The sequence below is a fragment of the Pseudoxanthobacter sp. genome (genome assembly GCF_036822375.1).
Classification (GTDB): Bacteria; Pseudomonadota; Alphaproteobacteria; order Rhizobiales; family Segnochrobactraceae; genus Pseudoxanthobacter.
The window spans coordinates 2,590-6,164 of record NZ_DAISHT010000194.1; the positions used below are offsets into that span (position 1 = coordinate 2,590).

The 3,575-nt window shown below is 68.0% G+C and carries 5 protein-coding genes; 1 reads left to right on the plus strand and 4 read right to left on the minus strand.

Annotated elements, in window-relative coordinates; genetic code table 11:
* Positions 1–93: 93 nt before the first annotated feature.
* Positions 94–357 (plus strand): exodeoxyribonuclease VII small subunit, encoded by a 264-nt coding sequence (locus V7067_RS14385; protein ID WP_334176594.1) that lies wholly within the window; start codon positions 94–96, stop codon positions 355–357.
* Positions 358–381: 24 nt separating this feature from the next.
* Here V7067_RS14385 and V7067_RS14390 read toward each other — a convergent pair whose 3' ends face one another.
* From V7067_RS14390 to V7067_RS14405, 4 genes are all read right to left on the minus strand, one after another.
* Positions 382–876, minus strand: coding sequence for a flavin reductase family protein (locus tag V7067_RS14390; RefSeq protein ID WP_334176595.1), 495 nt, complete (start codon positions 874–876; stop codon positions 382–384).
* 177 nt (positions 877–1,053) lie between these two features.
* Complete coding sequence (locus V7067_RS14395; protein WP_334176596.1) at positions 1,054–1,878, minus strand: class III extradiol ring-cleavage dioxygenase; 825 nt, start codon at positions 1,876–1,878, stop codon at positions 1,054–1,056.
* 163 nt (positions 1,879–2,041) lie between these two features.
* On the minus strand, positions 2,042–2,368 hold the full coding sequence (locus V7067_RS14400) for a YnfA family protein (RefSeq protein ID WP_334176597.1): 327 nt from the start codon (positions 2,366–2,368) through the stop codon (positions 2,042–2,044).
* Between the two features lie 112 nt (positions 2,369–2,480).
* Positions 2,481–3,575: 3-deoxy-7-phosphoheptulonate synthase class II (locus V7067_RS14405; protein WP_334176598.1), on the minus strand; the 1,095-nt coding region annotated here is incomplete at its 5' end.

Below are 3,575 nucleotides of genomic sequence, written 5' to 3' on the forward strand. Positions count from 1 at the left end.
CGCGGCTGAACTGGCGGCGGATTGCAATCCGCCGGCCGATGGCGCATCAAGAGCGGGCCGTTTTTCGTGCCGGATATTCAGGGAGCCCCAGCCATGGCCGCCAAGCCTTCCGCCGCCAATGCCGACGTGGCCGAAATGAGCTTCGAGGCTGCACTGGGCGAACTGGAGAAGATCGTCGACACGCTGGAGCGCGGCACGGTGGCGCTTGAGCAGTCCATCGCCGCCTACGAGCGCGGCGAGGCGCTGAAGAAGCACTGCGAGGCGCTGCTGCGCAAAGCCGAGATGCGGGTGGAAAAGATCCAGCTCGGCGCCGACGGCACGCCCGCCGGCACCGCCCCGCTCGATCCGGAGGCCTGAGGCCTCCGGCCTCATCGCAGCTATTCAGCCGTCGATTTCGTGGAAGCCGCCATAGTGGCGGTGAGAGTGGATCAGGGGCCCGCTCGTCTCACGCGGCAGATCCATGGCCACCACGCCGCCCACCAGCACCCAGTGCGTGCCGTGGTGCAGGGCGGCCTCCAGCCGGCAGTCGAACACCACGAGCGCATCGCTCAGCGCCGGCGAGCCCGTCGACAGCGTGTTCCAGGTGCCGGTGGCGAATTTCTCCTCCGGCGTCAGCCGGCGGGTGGAGAACGCATCCGAAATCGTCTTCTGCTTTTCGCACAGGATATTGACGCAGAACACGCCGTTCTCACGGATGAACGGCGTGGAGGCGTTGGCATCGTGAATGCAGATCAGCAGAGACGGATTGGGAGAATCGGCCGACAGCGACGTCACTGCACTGACCGTCAGTCCCGCACGGCCGGCCGGCCCGTCGGTGGTGACGACACTCACCTGCCAGGCCGCCCGGCTCATGCCCTCAAGAAATCTGTCGCGCACGGCTAACCCTTATCATCGCTGCACCGCTGGCACCTGCGGGCCGGAAAGCGCCACTCAGTTGCGGCCATGTTTTAACGTCTGCCGGGGCCGAGCGCTAGTGGCTTGCTAGACTATTCCCGCCCCCGTCCCCCGGCCTCCGACATCCGCTTGTCGCCGCCGGTCTTTCGGGCGGTCCGGTCAGGCAACCTGCCGGGCCCCTTCCGCGGCCGGATGGAAGGCATAGGCATCCATCATCAGCGAGCCGAACTGGCCGGAGGAGTGAATCACCTCCGTGGTCGCCCCGGCTCCGGCCGCGCCCAGCGCCACGAACAGCGGCAGCAGGTGGTCGTCGTGCGGGTGGGCGCGCACGGCGTGGGGCGCGCGGCTGCGATAGCCGATCAGATCCGCCACCGCGCCGGTCTTCATGCGGTCGGCAAACCAGTCGGTGAAGCTGCGCGCCCACTCGGTGTCCGGCGCATCCATGGCCATCATGCGGCCACTGCGGCGATCGAACACTTCGCCCAGATTGTGGGTGATCGAGCCGGAGGCCATCACCAGCACCCCCTCGGCCGCCAGCCCCTGCAGCGCCTGCCCGACCCGAAAATGGTGGGCGGGGTCAAGCCGCGGCTGGATCGACAGCGTCACGACCGGAATGTCGGCCTTCGGATAGATCAGCGACAGCGGCACCCAGGTGCCGTGGTCGAAGCCGCGCCCGGTGGCCAGCACGGTTTCGACACCGCCGGCGGTCAGCTTTTCGGCCACACGGGCGGCCAGTTCCGGATCGCCGGGTGCCGGATAGACCTTCTGGTAGAGTTCCGGCTCGAAGCCGCCGAAGTCGTAGATCATCTCCGGGTGGCTGTCGGCGATCACGACCGGCTTGGCGGTCATGAAATGGGCCGAAACCGACAGGATCGCCTTCGGACGCGGCAGCCGGGCGCCCAGTTCCAGCATGAACCGGCGGGCAGGACTGTCATAGAGCGCCATGTTCGGCGCGCCGTGGGAAATGAACAGGGTCGGCAGCATCACAGTGCCCCATCAAGGCCGCTTGCGGGGCGAGACACCGCCCCGATCTTTGCTACCAAGATAGGGCGTGTGCCGGCCGGCGACGAGAGAGCCGTGCGCAGACGCTTCGTTTACGCCTGTTGCACAATCCGGCATCATCTGCGGTGATTGTCTACCGTCCCGCTCAGCTGGTGCGCGGCGCCAGCAGCACGATGCCGGCGCCGATGACCGCCAGCGCCGCGCCGGTCACATCGAAGCGGTCGGGGGCGCGGCCCTCCACCGCCCACAGCCAGCCGAGCGAGGCGGCAATGTAGATGCCGCCATAGGCCGCATAGGCGCGGCCGGCGAATTCGGCATCGGTGCGCGTCAGCAACCAGGCGAAAGCTCCCAGCGCGGCGGCGGCCGGCACCAGCCACAGCGCCGGGCGGCCGAGCCGCACGACCTGCCACACGGCAAAACAGCCGGCGATTTCGCACAGCGCCGCCAGCACGAAGATGCCCAGTCCCGCCATGGTGTTCCCGTCTTGCGATGCGTGCGTCTTGCGATGCGTGAAAAAAGCGACCGGCCGGAGCGCGGGGCCCCGGCCGGTCTCGATCAGACCCGGATCATAAGCCGCAGGCGGCTCAGGCGGCAACGCCCAGACCGGCCTTGTGATCGCGCTCGCGCTTCAGGTTTTCGGCCAGCAGGAACGCCAGCTCGATCGCCTGCTCGGCGTTGAGGCGCGGATCGCACTGGCTGTCGTACCGCTCCGACAGATCGTCCGCCGTCAGCGCGCGGGCACCGCCGGTGCATTCGGTCACGTTGCGGCCGGTCATCTCCACATGGATGCCGCCGGCATGGGTGCCCTCGGCGCGGTGCACGGCGAAGAACGTCTCCACCTCGCGCAGGATGCGTTCGAACGGCCGCGTCTTGTAGCCGCCGGCCGAGATGGTGTTGCCGTGCATGGGATCGCACGACCACACCACGGTGCGGCCCTCGCGCTCCACCGCGCGGATGAGGCGCGGCAGATGCTCTTCCACCTTGTCGGCGCCGAAGCGGGCGATCAGCGTCAGCCGGCCGGCTTCGTTGGTCGGGTTCAGCGTGTCGATCAGGCGCAAAAGATCGTCGGCGGCCAGCGACGGGCCGCACTTGAGACCGATCGGGTTCTTCACGCCGCGGCAGAACTCCACATGAGCGTGGTCGGCCTGCCGGGTGCGGTCGCCGATCCACAGCATGTGGCCGGAGGTGGCATACCAGTCGCCCGTCGTGGAATCGACGCGCGTCAGCGCCTGCTCGTAACCCAGCAGCAGCGCCTCGTGGCTGGTGTAGAGATCCGTCGAGCGCAGCTGCGGCACGCTTTCCGAATCGATGCCGCAGGCCCGCATGAACGCCAGCGTCTCGGTGATGCGGGCGGCAATCGTCTCGTAGCGCTCGCTCTGCGGGCTGTCCTTGACGAAGCCGAGCATCCACTGATGCACGTTCTCAAGGTTGGCATAGCCGCCCTGCGCGAACGCGCGCAGCAGGTTGAGCGTCGCCGCCGACTGGCGGTAAGCCGCTTCCATGCGCTGCGGATCGGGAATGCGCGCTTCCGGCGTGAAGGCGATATCGTTGATGATGTCGCCGCGGTAGCTCGGCAGTTCCAGCCCGTCGCGCACTTCGGTGTTGGACGAGCGCGGCTTGGCGAACTGGCCGGCGATGCGGCCGACCTTCACCACCGGCTGGGCGGCGGCATAGGTCAG

What these genes read in the sequence shown, in the direction of transcription:
- V7067_RS14385 (WP_334176594.1), top strand. Translation starts at nt 94, where the DNA reads ATGGCCGCCAAGCCTTCCGCCGCCAATGCCGACGTGGCCGAAATGAGC.
- V7067_RS14395 (WP_334176596.1), bottom strand. Translation starts at nt 1,878, where the DNA reads ATGCTGCCGACCCTGTTCATTTCCCACGGCGCGCCGAACATGGCGCTC.
- V7067_RS14400 (WP_334176597.1), bottom strand. Translation starts at nt 2,368, where the DNA reads ATGGCGGGACTGGGCATCTTCGTGCTGGCGGCGCTGTGCGAAATCGCC.